The following is a 20,837-nucleotide window of genomic DNA, read 5'->3' as shown; positions in this document are numbered from 1 at the left end:
TTAGCCGGGGTACTGACTAGTGCCCACTCGGCGGCGGCGTTGCGGCGATGATGCTTCGCAACGATTCGCGAACGGAACGCGCGGTGCGGTCCGGCGGTCGGCGGTGGAGGCGAACGATGGACTTTTATGCAGGGCTCGACGTGTCGCTGGAGGCGACGAATATTTGCGTGGTGGACGGCGACGGCAATGTCGTCCGGGAAGCGAAACTCGACACCGATCCGGACGCGATCGAGTTGTTCCTGGCGGAATGGGGCATCCACCTCAAACGCGTCGGGCTGGAAGCGTTCTCGTACTCCGCGTGGCTGTTCACGGCGCTCGTCGAAAAGGGCCTGCCCATGATCTGCATCGAAACCCGACACGCCAAGGCGGCGCTGAACGCGATGCTGAACAAGACCGATCGCAACGACGCCAAGGGCATCGCCCAGATCATGCGAACCGGCTGGTTCCGCGCGGTCCACGTCAAGTCGGACGGCGCGCAAACGCTGCGCGCGCTGCTGGTCGGACGCAAGGCGCTGCTCGGCAAGGTGCTGGACATGGAGAACATGATCCGCGGCCTGTTGCGGCCGTTCGGCCTGAAAGTCGGCGAGATCTCGGTCGGCCGTTTTGACGCGCGGGTGCGCGAGATCGTGGCGGGAAAGAAGGAGCTGGAAGCGATTGCGGCGCCATTGTTGGACGCTCGCAACGCGATGCGGCTGCAGCTGGCAAAACTGCACCGCTTGGCGCTGGCGGCAGCGCGCAGCGACAACGCGGTGCGGCGGATGATGACCGTGCCCGGCGTCGGCGCGCTCGTGGCGCTGACATTCCGCGCCACCGTCGACGATCCGGCTCGATTCAGGAAGTCGACCAATGTCGGCGCCCATTTTGGCCTGACGCCACGGCGCTATCAATCCGGACAGACCGACCGCATCGGCAGCATCTCCAAATGCGGCGACGAGCTGACGCGGGCGATGTTGTACGAGGCCGCGATCGCGATCCTGACGCGCATTCCGAAGAACTTTAAGCTGCGGCTGTGGGGCCTGCGGCTGGCCAGGAAGAAGGGTCTGAAGCGCGCGGCGACCGCCGTGGCGCGCGCGCTCGCCGTGCTGCTGCACAAGATCTGGACCAGTGGCACCACGTTCCGGTTTGGCGCCGGCGGCAAGCGCGGCCGGGTCGCTGCGGCGGCTTAAAAGCCTCCGCGACCCGGCCGCTTCCACGCGCGCCTTTTCCTTCCGCCACGGCGGAGCGGCGTCTCCCGGGGAGACGGGGATTTGGGTGAGATCGCAACTTTTCTTGCCGGCGGCTTCATGCAGACCATTGAAGCCATCACGCACGGCGCTGGTTAGCCTGACCGCCCTTTCCTCAGATTCCGGCTTGTGGTGGCCATCGTGCCAACCACGGATGTTAGCGAGTTCTCCTCGACGAGCGAGCGGCTGCAAAAGGACCGAACGCGCACCAGGCGATGATGTTGACGTGAGTGCTTGCGCAGACTTGCGCGCGATCGCGTTGGCGCGCGTGCATTGGCGACAAGAATCGCATTGCAGCGAAGCTTTGCGCGTGAGAGAGTGGATACATGAGGCATCCTCAAAGCACGCGCTGCCGACTTGTTCACAACGTACTGATTCACAACAAGAAGTTAGTGTCAGTATGTTAGTAAAGTTAGAGCGGCTGGAAGACGTCGGAAAACAAACACTTAGGCTCGATTCCGGTCCCCGATAGCACGAGGATCGGGTCCCCGATAGCACGAGAGTTACGGTCCCCGATAGCACGAGTTGATTCACAGGTTGTCCTCCGAATTTGCAATGAGACCGCGCTTGCGCAAGCGTGCCGCTAAAGGGATCAATAGGCGTAGGTGCGAAGTTCAGTCGCTCGCTGCCGTTCCGGTCTCGCGTGAGCACGAGCTGGTAACCGGGCAATGTCTGGCGCTGGACGATCTGACGTACGTCGTATGCAAAGTGCTTGAGCGGCGAGATGATGCCGGACTTGGCATAGAGGTGCACAAGGTCAAAGCTCCAGCCGCCATCCTGGCGACCGCCATGCTTACGCACGAGGCGGTAGAGCCACCGCTCAAGCCCGCCCGTGAGTTCGAAATAGGCGCGATCGATCGTCAGCACGAGCGCGTCATCGATGACGCCAGCGTAGAACCAATCCGGCAGGATCAGCTCGATCCCAAATGGCCGACCGTTTGCATCGGCCGTCTCCTTCCACTCGTTGATCCAGGAGAAGCGGTGCCGTCGCCGCTCTGCCGGCTGGCGGATCGATGTCAGCACAGTCGTCGACTGAAGTCTGTCGAGACCCGCCTTCAGCCGGTCGTAGTCACGCGCGCTGGTGCCGCGGCCGACGAACGTCAGAATTTCGTAAGGCGTTGCAGCCATCAGGCGCGACGTCTTCAAGCCGGCGTCACGCGCTTCGACGATCTGAGACGCGGCCCAGATCAGAACGTCTGCATCCCAGATGGTCGCCATGCCGTGCTCAGGCACTGCTTCGACACGAATTGCGATCGCACCCGCACGGAAATCGATCGGCACGATCCGCTTGGTCTTTGCGAGCGAGAAGAAAGGATAAGCCATCAAGTCCTGCGCGTCGCGAGGCGCAAGATCGCCGGGCAGCGCCCGAAACAGCTCAAGCTGGTCGCGCTCGGAATGTTGTTTACGCCGCATAGTCACAGCTCTCACGCTGATATCAGCGACGTTCCTGACCTGCGTAGGGACGCAGGGCCGGATGCTTTTTGGCGGGTAGCACAGTCCCCTTGCCGGGATCCGATGTCGACGTCTTAGCGCCTCGGTCTGCCCATGCTTTCAGGTCATCGACCGCGTAGACAACACGTCCGCCAATCTTCCGATACGTCGGCCCGGTGCCGTACGTCCGATGCTTCTCGAGTGTACGACCGGAGAGGCCAAGGTAACGCGCGGCTTCCGGTGTACGCAGGAAGCGCGGGGGCAGTCCGGCCATCGAATCGGGCATTTGAGAACTCCAAGGTGACAGCGCACCGCGTTTGGCGGCGTCGGCGTGTGTGCGGTCATGATGGAGAAGCGCGATCTCGGAGGGGGATGCCGAATATTGAGGGTATGATTTTCGATACCCCTCGGCCGAGGGGCTATTCGTCCCTGCGGCCGGGCCGCAGAAGTTTGCGGTAACCTACGCGTGCCAACGCGAGACCACCTTTCACCAGGCGGACCGTTCGAGTGCGCAAATCGTGCGTCTTCCAGGCGCGTTCAGGGATGCGCTTTTTGCCGAAGAGCGCTTCGGCCACGGTGCGATAGCTACCGCCGGCGCTGCGAGCATCGAGCGCACGGATCGCGGCGCTCAGACGTTCGCGCCGCTGTTGAGATAGTTTGTGAAATGCAGGACCTGGCGCGCGTCCGTCCATCGCGCGCCACAGCCGTCGGGCTGCATACGCGCGCGCGTCGAAATTGCCGTCAAACGGCAATTCGGCTGCGTATGACGCGCCGAGCACCGGCGGCTCCTTGGACCAGACACGGTGATCCACCGCGCCGATGCGCAGCACGGCGTGCCAGCCATCGGCGGCGCGGCGCACCTGACTTGCTGCAAGATCGAGCAATGGCTGAGACGCGGAACCGCGATCGGCGCCCGAGGCAACCGTCACTGGAACAACCGTCGCTAGAACCTCAGGCGCCCAAAAGATCGTCTGCTCGTCGAAGGACCTCTGCGGGTCATGGGCGAAAGCAGATGCCCCACCTCCTCCTGAACTCGGCGGTCGCTTGACCATCTGGGCTACTAGCGATCATCGCTTCGTAGTCGCGTCGGTAGTCAGCGTTGCGGCGAAGACATTCCCAGGCGATGTCGGTGATTTCGGCGTCTTGTAGACTCTTGTAGGAATCCGGCGACCGCCAGTCGAACTCAGGCATTGCTTCCGTCCCATTGAACTCAGCTAACAACGATTGCGGCGCAATAGGTATGAACGAAGCGGTTGTAGGAAGCCCCTAGTTTGGCACCACGTGGTGCACCGGAATGACCACCGATTAGCAAAAGGAAATAGTTCTGCCCGCAAGTCGCCAGCCAGCGATTTTCTTCTATTTCGAGCCGGTGCCGCGTAACAGGCGCCCTTGCTCAGTTAACCATTTGGCGCGGACGAGATGACTCTGATACGCAGTCCGCGCACGGTGAGGCTCTCGCTCCGGATCGATATGTAGCACAACGCGAGCCACCTCCCGCCAGTCCGCTCCTTCGCCCTCGGCCTGCAGAAGGCGAATGTACGTGACGACATGCTGCTCGTCATAAGCCGTCATCACCGATTCATTTGGCGCCGCATCTGCAACGTCGGGGTCCACTGGCGGTCGATTCATGTAAGATACGTCGGCTCCTTGAAGCCTTAGCCTCTCTTGTGGGCCAAACTATCGAAATAGATCGGTTATAGCCAGTGGTTTGATGGCCCACCAAATGGCTGCCTTTGCGCATGAAAGCTCGTGCGCTTGTGGCCTGGAATGTTCGCCGGATCCGCGTTGATCGCGGCATTCCGCAAGAGCAATTGGCATACGATGCCGGGATCGATCGATCATACATGGGCGGGCTTGAACGGCAATCGGAGAACCCAACGATTGATCTGCTCGACCGACTGGCGGAAACGCTTGGTGTTCAGTTATCGGAATTTTTTGTGCAGCCTCCCAAAGGAGCGACGACGCCCAAGACGTTGCCCAAGGGTCGCAAGCCGATCCGACTGAATCGCAAGAAGAAGTAATTGTCTGCCGCTCTCGCGTCTTGGAACTGGCTAAATGCCAAGAGCCACACTTCTTTCTTGGGCGTGTACTCATAGAACAAAGTCGGCTGCTGACGATAACGCGGAAAACATCTCCGCGGGTTAAGCTTTCCCAGTTTTGACCCAAAAAGAGACACTGACGCGTTGCTTCGACAGGCCACTCCGCTCGCGCGCGCGACCAAAATAATTCAGACTTCCGGGCGCAAAGCCGCTTCGATGCGCTGGATCAGCCGCTCTCGCAAGAAAGGCACCACGTTGCCAAGGACGACGAAGGTCCGGACGATGGGCAAATATGGCTCCATGGCCGACGTCAGCTCTGCGACAGACATGCCCGCCAGCCGCGCATATTCGGATTGCGCAGCCACATTGGTCGCGCGCGGACGCTCGGGATTGTCGGCGATTTCCGGGCCGAGTTCGGACAGGATGATGTGCAAGAAGCCAAGCTCGAAGGCGGCGGGCCCGCGCCTCGCCCCGCTCCAATCGACGAGCTTTGGGCCTTCTGCTGTCATGATCACGTTGCCCGGGCTAAGGTCGCAATGGCAAAGCCGGTCGCCCGGCGACAGGCCATCGATCAGCGCGAGGATCTCAGTGGCGATGCGCTTCGGAACCTTGCCGTCGTCGCCCCGCAGCTCATTCTCCATATAGTCACGTATCGAGATGACCTCCGGCGGCGGGGGCGTCTTGTGAACGGACATGGCTATAGCCGCGATGATCGAGCCCGCCTGTTCGAACGTTACCGCGCCGGTTCGGGTCAGGTGCAGCAGGGTCGGTCCGTCGAGGCGACGCAGCACGATGCCGAACCGCCCGTCCAGGGTCACCTCGCCGAACACCTCCGGCACCGGAACGCCGGAGGCGTGGACGGCGCGGAGCATGCGCACTTCGAACCAGGGCATCCATCGCGACACGCCGGGTTTGAACAGTTTGACGACTTGCCCAGGCGCCCAGGCATAAGCTTCGGAGTGGGCTCCTTCACCGATCTTTTCTCCCAGCGATCCCTGCATCTTTAGTTCCCCGCGTTCCTGTGACCCTCATCCTATGGGGCCGCTCGTCATCACCCCGCCGAGCGCAGGTCCGCCTCGACGCGCTCGATCTGCCGCGCCCGCATCTCAGGCTTGGCCCCGCCGAGCAGGAGGAAGACGCGGACGATCGGCAAATAGGGCTGCATCGCCGCCTTCAGCGCCGCAGGCGCTATGCCGGAAAGCCGCGCATACTCCGCCTGCAGAGCCGAATTGACCGCGGCCCGCTCCGGATCGTCGGCGTATTCCGGGTCGAGTTCGGCAATCAGGACGTGGCACTGTGCAATTTCGTAGGCGGCGGGCGCACGCGCCGCGCCGAGCCAGTCGATCAGTCTCGGACCCTGCGCCGTCATGATCACGTTGCCGGGGTGAAGATCGGAATGGCACAGCACGTCATCGGGCGCGACGTGCTCGATCAATGCGAGCACGCCAGTGATGACGCGCTCCGGAAGCACGCGGCCTGCGAACCGCAATCTGGCGTCCATCGCCTCGCGCAGCGAGAGTGCGCTCGGTGGCGGCCGCGTCTTGTGAACGGCAAGGCAGAGCGTCGCAAGGATTGCACCCGCTTGTTCACGCGTGACGGCGCCGGTGCGCGTAGCCTGCAGCAGGGTCGGCCCATCGAGCCGCGGCAGCACGAAGCCGAAGCGCCCGTCCAGGAGGACTTCGCCGAGCACCTCAGGCGCCGGACCGCCGGCGGCGAAAACCGCGCGGGTCATTTGCGCCTCGTGCTGGACGACCCACTGCGGGATACCCGGCTTGAACAGCTTGACGACCTGACCGGGCGCCCAGGCGTGGACATCAGCGAAGACGCCTTCACCGATCTTCTCTCCCAGCGATCCCTGCATGCCCATCCTCCGCTTTGCAGAGGAAACACGGCTGCCAGCAAAAAGAAACCCCTCCCGTCGCGGGGGCGGTGACCAAGTCCGGTTGTGGCTCCTTCGCAGCCATGTAGCCATCGAAAGTTAGGTAGTTATCGGGTGCGAAGCGTCCGCGGTCCGCCGATTCCGAGGCCCACCGGAAGCCGACGATCGTGATCTTTATCGTAGCGGCACGACAGTCCCGTCCAAAGTATAGTCGCGACCCTGTCAGCGCAGGAACGCGCCGTAGATCGATTCCATTGCGTCGTGCACGCCAACTCTTTTCAGGTCCGCATGAAGCCCTCGCATTCGCCTTCGGCCCAGGCGAGAACCCTCTCCATCGCCTCACCTTGCGCGTAACGGAGACACATCTTGGTTAGCGTCGCCTGGACATTGATCTGCAACGCAATCTTCGGCGGAGCCGGCGAAGCCGCGATGGAGAGCTTCTGATGATTGTAAGGATTGGGGTAGTGATAAAGGGTGCCCTTGGGTGGCTCTGCTTCCGCCCAAGTCTTCAACGTCGTGAACTTCTCGTAGGCCGGAAGATCATAGCCTCCACTTGCCACCACCATTCTCTCAATCGATGACGGCTGTGAGAGATGAACGAGGAGACTCTTGGCGGCTTCCTTGTTTTTGGAAAACTCCCATATCGCCCAGAAGAAGGGCAGATACGGCGCGAAGCGGCCTTTCGGACCTGCCGGGAAGCCGTGGGTCCAGCATTGCGAGGCGATCTGTGGCGCATCTCGCTTCGCCACCGCCCAGGCACTAGGCGCATTCATGATCAGCGCTCCTCTGCCGGAGATGAGCCATTTGTTATTGGATGCATCGTCCCATGCCGCTACGTCGAGAGGCAGAAACGCGATCAGCTTCCTGTAAAATTCCAGAGCCTGGCGCATTTCGTCGGTCTTGACGGTGACCTTGCCGTTGGCATCGACCAGCTGTGCGCCGAATGACTGGAAGAATGCGCCGGCGGCAGCCACGCTATCGATCGTCTCGCCCAATCCGATGCCGAAGGGAAATCCTCCCTTGTGACAGGCTTCTGCTGCCTTCAGGAAAGTTTCTGTTGTCCAATTGTCGGCTCTCGGCGCTTCTCCGGCCGGATACATGTCCTGCACGTCGATGCCGGTGTATTTTTTCACCAGGTCGATGCGAGAGCATGCAGCCTGGATTTGGCTACCAGCCGTAGCCGGAATGGCCATCCACACGCCGTTCACTTGGCCGAGATACTGCACGACGCCGTTAACTTCGCCGTTCTGCTTGATGATCGGCTCCATGATATCGTTGACCGGCTCGAGCTGCTCGGCATGCGTGTGAGGCCGCCACGTCGACATCGCGAGAATGTCGTGGCCAGCTCTCGCTTGGGCTTCGGCGGCGATGGTCAGCAAGAGCTTGTTGCCCTGGGTTGTAATGTAATCGATCTGAACCTCGACTTTTTCCTTCGTAGCCCATTCCTTGATGAGATCGCCCGACGCCTTGTTGGCCTCGGGCACAAAATGATCCCAGAGACCCATCGATAGCTTGCCGGCAGCGTAAGCACCGCGCACATGAGGCGCCGCGATGAGCGCGGCAGATGACATGGCCGTCGCTGCCGCAAATTGCCGTCGCGATATTCTGCGTGACATGGTTTCCCTCCAAACGGAGAAATCGGCTTTGCGGTGTATTTAAATTATCCGAGATCAGCCGGCGACCTTCTCGAACTGGATCAGGCTGAACGCACCGGCGCCGGACGTTCTGGCAAAAATGAAGCCGGCAGACTCAGCCAGGGTGCGGTATTCGGATTCCGTTCGTTCGACGCCGCCGGTTCCCCGCAGCATGTTGAGATCGCTCATGGCGCGCGAACGGTGTTCGGGGTCGGCCACGGCAGGCTCCGGCATGATCCGTTCGATAATGATCAGCTTGCCGCCGGACGGAAGTGCATCCCGGCAGTTGCGCAGGATGATCCTGCAACGATCGTCGTTCCAATTATGGATGATGCTCTTCATCAAGATCGTGTCGGCGCCGCATGGGACCGTTTCGAAGAAGTTACCGGCGGCGAAGCGACAGCGATTTGCGACACCCAGACGGTCGAAATGTGCCTGCGCACCTTCCTCGCAGCGTGCAAGGTCAAAGGCTATCCCTTCAAGACCGGGGTGGTGGCGCAGCACGCCGCCGAGCAGTTCGCCGGTGCCCCCGCCCACATCCAGGACGACACGCGCGGTCGAGAAGTCGAAGGCCTCAACGATGCTAGGAACCACAGTCCGCGTGAGATTAACCATCGCGCCGTTGAACCGAGCGATCCTTTCCGGTGAATTGCCTCCCGCGGCATAGCGGTCGTCGCCTTCTCCCCGAAGCTGGGTCGCGCTTTTCCCGGTGCGAACCGAATCGATTAGTCCGCTCCAAGTTTGCACGAGCATCTCGCCCTCAAAGAGAGCCCAGTCCTTGAAAGATTGATCGGCGCTGCCGTCGAGCTGCCGCCCAAGATCGGTCAAGGAAAATCGGTCCCGGTCGACCTGCTTGCAGAGGCCGACAGTTGTCATGCCAACGAGTAGTCTGCGTAGCGCGCGCTCGTCCGTGAACACCAGCCCGGCGAGCTCGGCGGCCGATTTCGCATCTTCTCCGATGGCCTCGGCGAGATTGAGCTTCGCCGCTACATAGATCACCGCCGTGATGCGATGCGACTGCACGAGATCATGGATGGATTCTGATTGGCCCATGTATTCTCCCGATGGTTCCTAAAACCGAAACAACTTCCGTCGGTCCGATCTCCGGCTTCTAATCGGTTGGGGCGAAGCCGGTTGCCTGTACGATCGCTTTCCACCGGTCGGATTCGGATGCGATCAGCCGGGCAAAGTCTCCCATGGCGATCGCGTCGGGCTCGACCGCCAATTTTCCCATGCCGGACTTCACCTCGTCGGTGCGTAGCGTCTCCTGGATGACAGTATTGAGCTTTTCGACGACGTTGGCCGGCGTCTTCGCGGGAAGGAAGAACCCATACCATGTGAGGTCCTCTAGCGCTGGATAGCCGGCTTCCCTCACCGTCGGTACCGCGGGAACGAATGGGCTGCGGCGCGGGGCCGGTGGTGGCCAAGGCACGAATATCTCCGGATTGGACGAGGCCGAGCGAGCTGCCCACAGGCATGATCGCCGACGCGATCTCGCCTTTGAGCAAATCCTGAATCGCGCCATTGCCCTGATAGGGTATGTGAAGATAATCGAAGCCCGCAGTGCGCCCCAGCATCGCACCAAGGAAATGCAGGGTGGTCCCGGCACCCGGCGTGCCGTAAGTGGCCTGTTTCGGATTGGCGCGGCACCAAGCGACGAAATCTGTAAGGGTCTTCACCTCGCCTGGCACCTTCGAACCGACCGTCAGCAATGTCGGGGTCGAGGCAATGGTCGAGACCGGGGTGAAATCCTGTGGCTGGTATCTCAGCGTCTTGTAGACGTGCGGAAACAAGATCATGAATCCAAGCGGCGCCAGCAGCATGACCGATCCGTCGGCGTCGGCCGTTTTCGCCGCCTCAACCGCGACACGACCGCCTGCACCCGGCCGGGTCTCGACTATAATCGTTTCCGCATAATCTTTCATCTGGCCGGCAACGAGCCTTGCCAGGGCGTCCTGCAGCCCGGGCGTGAAACCCGACAATATATGCGCGGTTCTTGCGAGCTGTTGTGCGGTGGCCCGCTTCGCGATGTTCGCGGCGGAGAACGCGACGCCAGCCGCCGCCACTGTCAATAAATCACGACGTGTGATCATCAACTGTCTCCTCACCGCGGTTTGATGGCTCGGCCCCCGCTCCACGTTTGCATGTACCACGGCGGGGATGGGGCTGGCTTGGTTTCCGGCTTACTTTTTCCTTACCGTCAGCTTATTCTTGCGCTCGGTTGAAAGAACATCGATGATTTATCGCGGTTGCGGGGAAGTGGCGTGCGCTATTTCTTTGAAGATTTTTCATTCGATACCGATCGGCGCGAGCTACGTCGCGGGACGGATGTAATCGCCATCGCGCCGCAGGTGTTCGACTTGCTCGGCTATTTGATCGACAATCGGAAGCGCGTCGTCAGCAAGGACGACCTCATACGCACCATCTGGGAAGGCCGCGCTGTCTCGGATGTGGCTCTGACCACTCGCCTGAATGCAGCGCGGAAGGCCATTGGTGACTCCGGCGATGAGCAACGTCTCATCAAGACCCTTCCGCGCAAGGGCTTCCGGTTCGTCGGCACGGTACATGAAATGCCCGATCCGGCGAGCGCGACCATCGCGAGCGCCTCGCCGGGAACCGCCTTCGCCGTCCCTGACAAACCCTCACTTGTCGTTCTGCCGTTCGCCAATCTGAGCCCTGACCCCGATCAGGAATATTTCGTCGACGGCGTGACCGAGAGCCTGACGACGGATTTATCACGCATGGCCGGTATTTTCGTGATCGGTCCCAACACTGCCTTCACCTACAAGGGAAAGCATGTCGATCTGAAGCAGATCGGTCGCGAACTTGGCGTTCGTTATGTCCTTGAAGGTTCTGTGCAGCGGGGTGGAGGCCGCATGCGCATCAACGTCCAGCTCATCGATGCCGAAACCGGCAATCATCTCTGGGCCGAACGATTCGATAAGCCGATCGCCGATATCTTCGATATGCAGGACGAAATCGGTGCGCGCCTTGCGGGCCAGCTCGGAACGGAATTGGTCACTGCCGAGGCCCGCCGGGCGGCGCGGGCGCCACATCCCGATTCGATGGATCTGTATTTCCAGGGCATGGCCAGTGTGAACCGGGGAGGAGCCCCCACAATCCTGGCGCAAGCGCGCAAGTTCTTCGAACGGGCCCTCTGCCTGGATGCCGGCAACGTTGAGGCCATGGTTGGGATGGCATTCGTCGATGCCATGCGGGGCACGTCCATGATGACCAGCGACCGAACCGCGCGCCTGTTGGCTGTCGAGGCGTCCCTGGCCGAGATACTGGCACACACGCCAGATCACGCGATGGCGCATTGCATCGTTGGTGTGACCCAGATTTTCACCAAGCGCGCCGCCCAGGGTATCGCCGAATGCGAGCGCGCCTTGGCGTTGGATCGAAATCTAGCCGCCGCTCACGCGTGGATTGGACTTGGCAAGTGCTATCTGGGCCGGGCTGAGGAAACCGAAGCCTGCATCATGAATGCATTTCGGCTGTCTCCCCGAGACAACCGGGCATCTAGCTGGATGAATACCGCGGGCGTCGCGCAGTCATATCTTGCCGCCGATGAGGCTGCGGTCAACTGGTTCAAGCGATCGATCGAGAACAACCGGAATGTCGCGGCGTTCGTTCACTTCTATCTAGCCGCGGCGCTGGCGCATCTCGGGCGGATCGAGGAAGCGCGGGCTTCGTTGCAGGCGGGCCTCGTTCTCGATCCCAATTTCAGCATCGCCCAATTCCACGCCAGTTCGCCAACAGACAATCCGATCTGTCTCGAACAGCGGATCCGGATAGCCGAGGGTTTGCGCAATGCAGGACTTCGCGAGAAGTGAACGGTAAGCAGCCAATCGGGGGCTGAGAACTCAATCTTGCGAACTTGTACTGTTGCTCCGCCTCACCACCCCACGCGAATCTTCCGCCGAGAACTGCCCTCCCCGCGAGGCTTCACTTCGCCGTTCGCGAGTTGGCCAAGTGTCCGCCTTGCCCGCCAAGCCTCCTTACGTCCTTGAGCATGGATCAGGTCATGCTGCCGGGCATGAAACAACGAACCCGTGGGTGGCCGTCGATGTAATATTTCCATACCATTGTCGGCCCGGCACGGTTCGGCTCCTTTACGACGGCGCCGTCAGGAACCACGACCCACTCGCCTTCGATGTGGACGCGATAATGTCCGCGATCAGAGTCCCAATCCGAATCAAGGACCATGTATTCGTCGGCATTCGTGCAGCACTGCCCAAAGTCACTCTGCAGGCTTTCGAACCATGACTTTAGCGGCGAGTTGGCGTAGCGCCCGTCATCACGAGCGAGCACCGGAGTCGCCGCCGCAATCAGGCAAAGTATCAGCGCTGCATGCATTCTCGTGAACATTGCTTCCTCTGTACGATGTTGCAGGCGCGCTATGCGCGTACCTGCTGTCTCGCTCCGTAGCTCATTGTCGCCTCCGCCGCGTTTTCTCGCCTGCCTAGACTGCCGAAGCTCGGCCCAGTGCGCTTTACGAGCGGCTTACATTTTCCTTATCGGTGGCTTATTCCCTTCCATTGCTGATGCCTGGAAGAATGAGCAGCCCCGCCCGGCGGGCCGGACGGGGCTTGGTGGAGTGGGCCTACTCGCCATTCTTTCGCGGGCGCGACCACAGGAGGGTGTAGCCTTCACCACTCTCGTCATCGAACAGGTTCGCGTAGATCGGCGCGTTGAAGGAGGGATCGTCGAGCTTGAGCGAGAGGTAATCGCGGCCCTCTTCGGAGCGCTTCGACCAGGCTGCGCCGATCTCCGCGCGTCCCACATAGATGCGGTGGCTGGGAGCGTTGTCGTTGGACCGGTTGGTCTCGGCGACAATGCGGACGCCTTTGGCTTGCAGGCTCAGGGTGACGATCCCGCCCTGGAAGTCGTTGCCGACCTTCTTGAAAGAACCGATGTTAGCCATGTCACTTCTCCTGTTGTGTTTCGAGCCCGCGACCACTGCGGCCTCGATGGCGATCTAGAGGCCGAGGACGATCGGCGACGCACCCGCTCGCGGGCCGGAGCGCAGCGGAGGACGCCGTTGAGGTGACTTTCTTGTCTCGCGAGGAATGGGCGAAGCCCAGGGGAAGAAAGTCGCAGCAACGGCGTTGCGGCTCAGACGATCGAGGCGAAGCCGGTCTTCGGCCAGATCAAGCCATCAAAGAGGCCACGTGCGTCCGCGTGCTGAACCGCAATCTTAAGGAGAAGACTTGGCGAAGCTCGGTTGAGCTGCACAAGAGGTTGGTACGGTTCGGCGCAGAAAGAGAAACAATCTGCTGCAAAGGGCGGAATCGTCCCGGAAGGAATGATCGAGAGCGGCGCGCCGCTCCACCGCAGCAATGTGGACCAGGCGGATCAAAAGGCTACGAGGAAGAGCGGGATTACCTCTCCCTCAAGCTCGATGATCCCTCGTTCAACGGGCGCCCTGTGCGGCCTTGCTCGACCGATGATGGCGACGAAGCGTCATCGCTCATGCGTGGCTGCTGTGAGCACCGGTCGAGGCATATTCTCCGCCACCCCGGCCGACTCCAACAGGCGGGTCTTCGCGAAAACGGTCAAGCGCGTCCATGCCGTGCCGCCGATGCAAACCGCACGCAGGCAAGCGAAGGCCTCGCGCCAAGCTAGCGAAGGCACCCCGATCTGCGACAGGGCGAACATCACATGATAGCCAGCGATGGCCGCAGGGACGGCGAATGCGGCTGCGATCGTGATGCGCAACGTCCGGATCCGACTGAGGGCGACGGCGACCTGACCGATATCACGCGTCAGTGCGCCGGAGGCCAATCCAATAAGCAGCGCGCCGACGACGCCGGCGCCGCCATGAAATACCAACATCCCGATACTGAGTGCGACGAAAAAAGGCAGCGCATACACCGCCAACGCAAAGATCACCCAGCAGAACAAGCCAATGCCGAGCGTGTTGAGAACAAGCCCAAGGGCGAGCATGGTGGTGGCTCCATGTGCATAGATGTACCAGTCGCGCCTTCCACCACCACCGCGGCGCGGCTTCGGACCTAATATCGAAACGAGGCGAAGTTGCGGCGTGCAACTCCACCTTGGTCGTCTTACAGGCGAGTAAGGCGGCGCTCATGCGCCGCCGAACTTCCAGACGGGGATGCCGAGCCGCTTCGCCTTGTCGGCGAGGCTGTCCTGAATTCCCGTGCCCGGGAAGTGCATGACGCCGATCGGCAGGAGCTCGAGCATGGCGTCATTGCGCTTGAACGGTGCCGCCTTGGCGTGCCTGGTCCAGTCGGGCTTGAAAGCGATCTGCGGCACCTTGCGATTGATCGCCCATTTGGATGCGATCAATTCGGCGCCCTTCGGCGAGCCGCCATGGAGCAGCACCATGTCGGGATGCTTGGCATGAACCTTGTCGAGGCGATCCCAGATGAGGTGATGGTCGTTGAAGTCGAGCCCGCCGGTGAGTGCGATCTTCGGCCCTGATGGCACCAGGACCTCGGTCTCGGCGCGGCGTTTTGCTGCGATGAAGTCGCGGGAGTCGATCATCGCTGCGGTCAGCGTTCGGTGATTGACCAATGATCCCGACCGAGGACGCCAGGCCGAGCCGGTGTGGACCTCAAATCGCTCGATGGCCTGGTCGCGAAAGAGCTCAAGGCAGTTGCGGCGCTCGATCAGCGTGATGCCTTCAGCCGTGAGGCGCTCGAGTTCGACCGATCGTACTTCAGAGCCGTTCTGCTCGCGCTGGCTCTTGTGCTGCGCCTGCTCGTTGTCGTCGAGCTGGCGTTCGATTCGATCGACGGCACGATGGAATAAGTTGACGGTCGACCAGAGCAGATCGTCAAGGTCCGACTCGAGCCGCGTGTCGTTCAGAGTCGCAACCAGGGCATCGAAGATATCGGCCACGGCACCGGAGATCGTCTTGCCTTCGGGAAGCGGTCTCGGATCAGGCTGGTCGTCGAAGGGACGGTAACCGAAGAGCTGTAGTTCGGTGAGGACATGGTCGGTCGGAGAGGAGGCGTGCGGCGGCTCGACGTCGTCATGGTCGGTCATGGAAGGAGGTCCTTTGCCGGGTTTGGCCGCGCCCTTCGCGGCCTTCGTGGCGATCACTCAGACGGCGGGCGGAACGGGCCAGAACCCGAAGGGCCGAAGCGGCAGCGGAGGATGGCGGAGGCCGGCTATTTTGCTTCGCGATGCAAAGCGCGCTGGCTAGACATATGATGTGTGTTTCAATTTCCGGCGCGCGGCGGAAAATAGCCGGACGCAGCCATTGCCGGCCCGGGCCGCTTGCCGTCCGATCGCCTTTAGAAGGCGCAAAGGTCGCGCCCTCTACCGGTATTGGCCTCACCCATGACCGAGCTGTCACGGTCGATCGAACCGTCGGGATCTATTCCGCGGGCACCGTCGACGAATGCAGGAAGCGGACGACATCCTCAGGTACGAGCTGAATCCGCAAGGCCGCTCGGAGATCGTCAAGACCGAAGACGTGCAGATCTTCGTTGAAATCGCCCAGCCGTGGCGACAACGCGATGGCTTCAATGCCGGCGTCTGCTGCGCGCTGGGTCAGAACGGCGAGCCCCGTATCACCGGCGGCATCGGCATCGCGAGCGATATAGAGCCGACGCAAGCCAGACGGCAGCAACATGGCCGCGAGGTGGTTGGCCGAAAGCGCAGCGGCCATCGGCATCGTCGGCAGCACGTAGCGCAGCGACAGCATGGTCTCGATGCCCTCGCCGGCGGCGAGCACGTCGTCCACCACGCCGAAACGAACGGCATTGCCGAGAAGGTCACCCATCGCGCGTCGTGGCGTATCGATCGGAGCCTTGCCCAGCCGAACGCGATCAAAGCCGTCCGGGTCGAGCCAGGTACGGTGTACGCCAGTGATCCTGTCATCGAGGTCCGTGACAGAGGCGATCATCGCCGGCCAGGTCTCGGTCGGCAGGTGCTCGTCCGGCCGATAGTAGCAGCGTGGATGGAAACGCAAGCTGCCGCCATGATGCACATGGGCTATTCCGCGCCCTTGCAAGTAAGTCTCGACCACAGTCCCCTCAATCGAGCTGGATATTGCAAAGAGCCGACGGGCGGCCTCCTGCGATCCGGCCGGTGCTGCCGGACCGACAGGCTTTGAGACGAGCTCCGGTTCAGCGCGAGGCAATTTCAAGAAGCGCCTTGCCTCCGCGGCCACCTCGCGGAAGTCGCGCAAGCCCAGACTTTCGCGGATGATGTCGAGGAGGTCGCCATGCTCACCGGTCGCAGCATCTATCCACTTGCCAGGTCGGCCTTTAGGTGATTCCTGGAGCCGCACGAACAGCGAGCGGCCCGGGGTGTTGTGGACGTCGCCGACGACCCAGTACCGACCCGACCGCTTGCCATTGGAGAGATAGTGTCGGCACACCGCCTCCGCCTCGCGCGCGAGGCGGCGTGCCAATTCAGACGCATCGCGAGACATTACGCAGCCTCCTGCTCGCCGATGGGTGCAAGCGGATAGCTGTCAAGCACTTTCGACTGGATCTCGGTGCCGCTTGCGTCCGTGGGCACGAACATGCGCAGCTTCCAAGAGATGATCTCGTCTCCATTGATGCCCCCTCGCGCACGATAAAAGGAACGGCTTGCGCCTTCGCCATTCGCTTCTGCATCGTGAGAAGTCCGAGCGCGCGGGTAGCGAAGACCGTCCGCCGGCACCTCAAGCATGCCAGTCTCGTTGCCTTCCGCCTCCACAATCGGCCGTACATTGAGGCTCTGCAGCAGCGAACGGTGCGTGATACTTTGGCGAATTGCTCGATCGAACTTCCGGCCGCGAGCCGCCGAACGTTCGATTGTCTGTGTACCAGTTTGTTCGAGGGGGATGTCGCGCGAAGGCGACAGGGTGATCTTTTGGACAGCCTCCGTCATCTCGATGCTCCACGACGGGTTGCCGGGAGCCACTCTCTCGGCCTCCAACCCATCGCGGAAAACCGCCGCAACCCTTTCACTCTCCTCCCGCCTCCCGCGCCGCTGGTGGTCATCATATCGACCTCAGGCTCCGGCAAGGATCCAAGGAGTTAGTTCAGGACCTTGCGAGCTTGTGAAGAAGCCCGCACCATCACGTTGTTCTTTCGAAGGCTGTCGTATAACCCGCCACGGCAAGCTCGGCGTTTGCATCAGAAAATGCGACAATCTACGACGCAGCCGCCTTTCGTCCCATTCTTGATGGGATTGAGGTGCCTAGGGCTGCAGGCGTGACCAGGCGCGCGCCAATGGCAAGTCGCCTCAACTGAAAATGGCACCCGGAGAGCGTGAGCATAGCGACCCGAAGGGGCACGCGGGTCCGAGTGCAGCGACGAGACCGGTTCAATAGCGGCACCCGGGAACGGGGCAGTGATAGCGATCGCCGCAGGCGAGCCCCTTTCCCGAGTGCCCCCGGCGAGGAGCTCCGCAAGTCTTTGCGCGAGGGATCGAAGCCGGACGGCCGAGACGCAGAGCGGCTCGGTTTCAACGAGAGCCCGGTGCGGCGGCAGCCGCACGCGCGCAAGCGAAAGAATCCGCCAATCGGAGGGCCGACATTTCCTTACGCGCACTCCTCTCCATTCCACAATCCTGATCTGGAGCATGGGAGAATGTTGTTCTTCTCACCTTCACCGGCGTCGCCTCTGGTTGCAAACTCGGCTTTGAATCGGCCGATCGCCTCAAGCATGTAGATAGAGGCGTCAGTTCACGGCTTGCTTATGCAACGAGGTGGTCGGGAATCCCCGCATGGGTCGATAAGAGACCGGCCCGATCATTTGGTCTGCGTCCACCACATTCCGACACCGTACAACGCTCGGACAGATTCAGTGCAAGCTCACCGGCGAATCTGTGGGAAAGTCCATTGATGATGCATCTAGAGCAGTTGACTGCCTGCTAGCGGCGCCCCACTCCGCGAACGGAGATACCATTAGCTCCGCTTTCGGGGATTTCGCCGGTCAGAATTGGTTCTCGCCGAGAACTGCACGCTAGGCCTCTTTTTCGCGCGTTAATCTGGCCTATGCCCCCCACGGCGGCACTGCGCAGTAGAGCGGAAAAGTCTTTCATCGTAAAAGTTCGTTTTATGACCCACCGCGACTCTCGCTCCACTGATCACGAGTCGAGCCCAATCTAGATCTTCCAGATCGGACGTCGTCGTTCAGTGAATTCGACTCTTGTTGGACCTAAGCGGCCCCATCAGTGAGATCAGACCGCCCACCTTCACGACGCACAGCGCTGCCTGCTCGCTACCCACCCGCTGGAACCTGGCCAGCGATGATGAGAGCGGATATGGCGGCCGCCTACCTGGACTTTGAAGACACAGGCGAACTTGCGTGCGCGATCCGCCGAGGAGATGCGCCGCCACCGGTCAGCTGTCGTGGAACAGGACGGCTGCGGGAGCCAGTCTGGTCGAAGGCGACCATGGACCATTTCGCAGCACCTCTTGGAAGAAGAGACGCCAGGGAGCCGGAGGATCTCTTATGTCTGGTATGATGTCACTTGATGCGGCACCGAAGCTTCCTCGATATTGTCAACGAAAACTGTTGGCGAACAATACGGTGGCTTACTATTTCGCGCCGCCAACCTGGGCTCGTCGGCAGGGCTGCCATTTGAGGCCTGAAGCTTTAGGGAGCGATTATGCGGGTGCCGTCGAGCGGGTTGAAAAAGTCCTCTTGCCGGCATTCGAGAGTTGGCGCTCACGGGGTCTAAGTGACATGATGCCGGCCTCTCCCGAGCCCGGCACGTTCGATTGGCTGGTCGGCATCTACCAAGCTCACCAGAAGTGGGGCGAAATCGAAAGCACCACTCAGCGGCAGTACAAAAAGAGTCTCGCGCTCTTTGCCAATCACGAGCTGAAAGATGGAAGTCGCGTTGGGTCGAAGCAATTGTCCGATTTTACAAAGGCTTTCGTCGACGCAGTTTATGGAAAGCTGCTAGTCGTAACAAAAGTAGGCAAGAATGGAGAGGTCGTCGTCCGCGAGCGTCGTCGCTACGCAAATGTGGCCATGGCGAGCTGCCGGCGGGCCTGGTTCGTCGGGCAGCGCGCTCAAGAAAAAATGGTACCAGCGAGCAATCCATTTTCACGCATGGGATTAAGATCACGTGCGCCCGGCCAGCCGATACGGCCCACACCAACCGCAACTTGGGATGAACTCGTCGCGTTCAGGGCTGCCGCGAAAAGGCTCGACTATCGCTCCATCGCAACTGCTGCTTTGTTGTCATGGGAGTGGCTGCAGCGAGAGCAGCACGTGTTTGGCTCCTTCGACATGTCGCACTACCGTCCTAGCGAACGGCCAAACAGCGTCAGGATCGTGCACCCAAAGAATGGAGAGGAAGCCTGGTGGCCACTGTTAGACGAAACGGGCGCCCCTCTCTTTCCTGAACTTATGGACGAGCTCGACGAGATGAAAAAGACCTCGCTCCCGGGGCTGGTATTCCGGCGTGACCATGCCCATCGTCGGTCGGTAACCCCGATTCCATGGATTACGCCGCGCAAGGACCTGCGCTATCTGCGCAGCGTGGTGAAAAAGATCATCGCAGCGGCCGACCTTCGTCAGGAACTTTCCTTTACTTCCTTCCGGCACGGAGGCTTCACCGAAGGTGCCGATAGCGATCTCACGGACGCAGAGTTGCGTGCCGCAGGCCGTCATAGATCAAGCCGCCAACTGCCAACCTACGCCAAGCGCACCGGCAAACAGTTGATCACAGCCACAAAGAAGCGTCGCGAGCAGCGCAGAAGAGCGCTCCTTGTTGGACTAAACGCCGATCACTCCTCGGAATAAAGCTGCTTTGAAGGACCACAGCATCCAAACCGTGCCCTGACATGATCGCCTATCTTCCAGTCCAAGATGGCAATCGCTTCTCGCTGAACGCCTTCAATCCCTCCTTGGCGTCCTCGGTCATCGCGAGCAGCGCGATCTGGCTTTCGGTGTAGGCGATGCTCTCGTCGAAAGACATCGACGCGATGGCGCGCATGGCGTATTTGCCGCGGCGGATCGCGGTCGGCGATTTGTCGACGATGCGGCCGATCAGCCAGTCGACCTTGGCGTCGAGTTCGGCCGTAGGCACGACGTAATTGAGGAGGCCCGCGGCCTGCGCCGCCTTGACATCGAACGGCTCACCCGTGAGCGCCCATTCGTTGACAAGCCGCGGCGGCGCGATCCTCTGCAGCAGGCTCAGGACCTGCATCGGGAACACGCCGACCTTCACCTCCGGCAGGTCGAAGATGACGTGATCGGCTGCAACCGCCATGTCGGTCATGCACAATAGGCCCATGCCGCCGGCCATGCAGACGCCGCCAACCCGCGCAATCGCAGGCTTGGTGGCGTTCTGTGACAAACGTAGCAGATCCGCATAGTCGACATTTGGTTTGGAATGATCCATCGCGAAAGCCGCGCCGGAATTCTGCAGGTCGGCGCCCGCGCAGAACGCCTTGTCGCCCGCGCCCGTCAGCACAATGACGCGGACGTCCTTGTCGTCATGCGCGTCGCGATAGCCTTTGCTGATGCCGGCGATGACATCGCCGTTCAGCGCGTTGCGCTTCTCCGGCCGGTTGATGGTGATCCAGAACGCCTGCCCGCGCTTCTCGGTAATCACGGCTGTGGTGTCGCTCATGGCACGCTCGCTTCCTTGGCTCCGTTTTGCTGTCATTTGCGGCAGCTCGGGCGCGAGGTGCAAGCGCAATCTG

19 protein-coding genes and 3 pseudogenes are annotated in these 20,837 nt (G+C 61.2%); 4 read left to right on the top strand and 18 right to left on the bottom strand.

Annotation, left to right across the window (positions count from 1 at the left end; translation table 11 throughout):
• The first annotated feature begins 116 nt into the window (after positions 1–116).
• Positions 117–1,166 (top strand): IS110 family transposase, encoded by a 1,050-nt coding sequence (locus tag IVA91_RS34785; protein WP_247460636.1) that lies wholly within the window; start codon positions 117–119, stop codon positions 1,164–1,166.
• A 587-nt stretch (positions 1,167–1,753) separates the two neighbouring features.
• Here the strand turns inward: IVA91_RS34785 and IVA91_RS34780 are convergent.
• From IVA91_RS34780 to IVA91_RS34760, 5 genes and pseudogenes are all read right to left on the bottom strand, one after another.
• A pseudogene (locus tag IVA91_RS34780) lies at positions 1,754–2,636 on the bottom strand (replication initiator protein A).
• Positions 2,637–2,658: 22 nt separating this feature from the next.
• Entirely contained in the window at positions 2,659–2,940 is a 282-nt protein-coding gene (locus IVA91_RS34775) for a helix-turn-helix domain-containing protein (RefSeq protein WP_172789037.1), read from the bottom strand.
• Between the two features lie 133 nt (positions 2,941–3,073).
• Entirely contained in the window at positions 3,074–3,583 is a 510-nt protein-coding gene (locus IVA91_RS34770) for a DUF2285 domain-containing protein (RefSeq protein ID WP_247460634.1), read from the bottom strand.
• A gap of 67 nt (positions 3,584–3,650) precedes the next feature.
• A complete protein-coding gene (locus tag IVA91_RS34765) occupies positions 3,651–3,845 on the bottom strand; it encodes a DUF6499 domain-containing protein (protein ID WP_247460632.1) in 195 nt (64 codons plus the stop codon).
• A 165-nt stretch (positions 3,846–4,010) separates the two neighbouring features.
• The gene (locus IVA91_RS34760) at positions 4,011–4,283 is read right to left on the bottom strand and encodes a DUF2285 domain-containing protein (RefSeq protein ID WP_247460630.1); all 273 of its coding nucleotides are present in this window, start codon (positions 4,281–4,283) and stop codon (positions 4,011–4,013) included.
• A 110-nt stretch (positions 4,284–4,393) separates the two neighbouring features.
• Between IVA91_RS34760 and IVA91_RS34755 the strand changes: the two genes are divergently transcribed.
• Positions 4,394–4,675, top strand: coding sequence for a helix-turn-helix transcriptional regulator (locus IVA91_RS34755; protein WP_247460629.1), 282 nt, complete (start codon positions 4,394–4,396; stop codon positions 4,673–4,675).
• A 206-nt stretch (positions 4,676–4,881) separates the two neighbouring features.
• On the opposite strand, the gene IVA91_RS34750 is transcribed toward IVA91_RS34755, so the two are convergent.
• The 6 genes and pseudogenes from IVA91_RS34750 to IVA91_RS36715 all read right to left on the bottom strand — a co-directional run.
• Positions 4,882–5,694, bottom strand: a complete 813-nt coding sequence (locus IVA91_RS34750; protein ID WP_346015554.1) for an aminoglycoside phosphotransferase family protein — start codon at positions 5,692–5,694, stop codon at positions 4,882–4,884.
• Between the two features lie 50 nt (positions 5,695–5,744).
• Positions 5,745–6,554, bottom strand: coding sequence for a phosphotransferase (locus IVA91_RS34745; protein ID WP_247460625.1), 810 nt, complete (start codon positions 6,552–6,554; stop codon positions 5,745–5,747).
• Between the two features lie 296 nt (positions 6,555–6,850).
• Positions 6,851–8,188 (bottom strand): extracellular solute-binding protein, encoded by a 1,338-nt coding sequence (locus tag IVA91_RS34740; RefSeq protein ID WP_247460624.1) that lies wholly within the window; start codon positions 8,186–8,188, stop codon positions 6,851–6,853.
• Between the two features lie 54 nt (positions 8,189–8,242).
• A complete protein-coding gene (locus tag IVA91_RS34735) occupies positions 8,243–9,259 on the bottom strand; it encodes a methyltransferase (protein WP_247460622.1) in 1,017 nt (338 codons plus the stop codon).
• A 58-nt stretch (positions 9,260–9,317) separates the two neighbouring features.
• Positions 9,318–9,731, bottom strand: a complete 414-nt coding sequence (locus tag IVA91_RS36720; RefSeq protein ID WP_253075420.1) for a tripartite tricarboxylate transporter substrate-binding protein — start codon at positions 9,729–9,731, stop codon at positions 9,318–9,320.
• Positions 9,676–10,131, bottom strand: a pseudogene (locus IVA91_RS36715) (tripartite tricarboxylate transporter substrate-binding protein); the annotation flags it as partial. The gene IVA91_RS36720 and the pseudogene IVA91_RS36715, both read right to left, overlap by 56 nt.
• Before the next feature lie 339 nt (positions 10,132–10,470).
• Here IVA91_RS36715 and IVA91_RS34725 point away from each other — a divergent pair.
• Positions 10,471–12,042 carry a winged helix-turn-helix domain-containing tetratricopeptide repeat protein gene (locus tag IVA91_RS34725; protein ID WP_247460620.1) on the top strand — a complete coding sequence of 524 codons (1,572 nt, stop codon included), beginning with the start codon at positions 10,471–10,473 and terminating at the stop codon, positions 12,040–12,042.
• A gap of 184 nt (positions 12,043–12,226) precedes the next feature.
• Here the strand turns inward: IVA91_RS34725 and IVA91_RS34720 are convergent, their stop codons facing one another.
• From IVA91_RS34720 to IVA91_RS34695, 6 genes and pseudogenes are all read right to left on the bottom strand, one after another.
• A complete protein-coding gene (locus tag IVA91_RS34720) occupies positions 12,227–12,565 on the bottom strand; it encodes a hypothetical protein (RefSeq protein ID WP_247460618.1) in 339 nt (112 codons plus the stop codon).
• A 247-nt stretch (positions 12,566–12,812) separates the two neighbouring features.
• Positions 12,813–13,133: a DUF736 domain-containing protein gene (locus IVA91_RS34715; protein WP_247460617.1), complete on the bottom strand. Its 321-nt coding sequence runs from the start codon at positions 13,131–13,133 to the stop codon at positions 12,813–12,815.
• A gap of 539 nt (positions 13,134–13,672) precedes the next feature.
• Positions 13,673–14,155, bottom strand: coding sequence for a hypothetical protein (locus IVA91_RS34710; RefSeq protein WP_247460615.1), 483 nt, complete (start codon positions 14,153–14,155; stop codon positions 13,673–13,675).
• Between the two features lie 141 nt (positions 14,156–14,296).
• Entirely contained in the window at positions 14,297–15,220 is a 924-nt protein-coding gene (locus IVA91_RS34705) for a DUF2493 domain-containing protein (RefSeq protein WP_247460614.1), read from the bottom strand.
• Positions 15,221–15,554: 334 nt separating this feature from the next.
• The gene (locus tag IVA91_RS34700; protein ID WP_247460612.1) at positions 15,555–16,616 is read right to left on the bottom strand and encodes a toprim domain-containing protein; all 1,062 of its coding nucleotides are present in this window, start codon (positions 16,614–16,616) and stop codon (positions 15,555–15,557) included.
• A 133-nt stretch (positions 16,617–16,749) separates the two neighbouring features.
• Positions 16,750–17,059: pseudogene (locus IVA91_RS34695) on the bottom strand (DNA-binding protein); the annotation flags it as partial.
• 1,571 nt (positions 17,060–18,630) lie between these two features.
• Between IVA91_RS34695 and IVA91_RS34690 the strand changes: the two are divergent.
• The gene (locus tag IVA91_RS34690) at positions 18,631–19,932 is read left to right on the top strand and encodes a hypothetical protein (protein WP_247460610.1); all 1,302 of its coding nucleotides are present in this window, start codon (positions 18,631–18,633) and stop codon (positions 19,930–19,932) included.
• A 49-nt stretch (positions 19,933–19,981) separates the two neighbouring features.
• Here the strand turns inward: IVA91_RS34690 and IVA91_RS34685 are convergent, their stop codons facing one another.
• Positions 19,982–20,764 carry an enoyl-CoA hydratase/isomerase family protein gene (locus IVA91_RS34685; protein WP_247460608.1) on the bottom strand — a complete coding sequence of 261 codons (783 nt, stop codon included), beginning with the start codon at positions 20,762–20,764 and terminating at the stop codon, positions 19,982–19,984.
• Positions 20,765–20,837: the final 73 nt, after the last annotated feature.

It is taken from the genome of Bradyrhizobium sp. 153, from assembly GCF_023073835.1.
GTDB lineage: Bacteria > Pseudomonadota > Alphaproteobacteria > Rhizobiales > Xanthobacteraceae > Bradyrhizobium.
This window is presented reverse-complemented; position numbering and strand designations above follow the sequence as displayed.